Annotated in this window: 1 pseudogene; it reads right to left on the bottom strand. The window is 63.6% G+C overall.

Annotated features, from left to right (window positions below):
* Positions 1 to 582: pseudogene (locus tag AACY45_RS27515) on the bottom strand (TonB-dependent siderophore receptor); the annotation flags it as partial.
* Between the last annotated feature and the right edge of the window lie 17 nt (positions 583 to 599).

The raw sequence follows: 599 nt of genomic DNA, 5'->3' as shown, positions 1-599 counted from the left end.
GGTGTTGCGCAGCGTTACCCCGCCAAAATCATGCTCGACCCGCACCGTCGCCTGATCGGTGGTGCTATCGCGGAAATCGCGGCTGGCGAGGCCGTAAAAGGTCGAGCGCGCGACATAGCCGGTCTGACCGGTGGCAGTGGTAATCTGCCCCAGCGCCGGTTCGGTGCGGATCGCGCCGGTGCCGGGCGCATTGGCGATCGTGTAGAGATAGGGAATACCGCTGTCGGGCAGCTCATGGCTTTCAAGGCGGTAATAGCCGACGGTCAACCGCGTGGGCGTGCCGAGCCCGATCGTGAAGCTCGGTGCCACGCCCCAGCGCCGTTGATAGATGGCATCGCGTCCCGCGACATCCTGGTCGTGCCACATGCCTTCGATGCGGAAGGCAGCCGTATCGCTGAGCTTGAGGTTGAGATCCCCGACGATGCGCTTGTAATCGGCATTGCCATAGCTGCCCGCGATCGAGCCAAAGGTACGCGCTTGCGGCAATTTGGTCAGGATGTTGATCGTCCCACCTGCGCTGCCGCGCCCGCCGAGCGTGGAATCCGATCCGCGCACGATTTGCACCGAATCGATCGCGAACACTTCGCGCGTCTGTGAGG

The organism is Pseudomonas sp. RA_35y_Pfl2_P32, from assembly GCF_963970735.1.
Taxonomy (GTDB): domain Bacteria; phylum Pseudomonadota; class Gammaproteobacteria; order Pseudomonadales; family Pseudomonadaceae; genus Aquipseudomonas.
The sequence above is the reverse complement of the archived record's forward strand: the minus strand, read 5'-3'. Positions and strand labels throughout refer to the sequence as shown.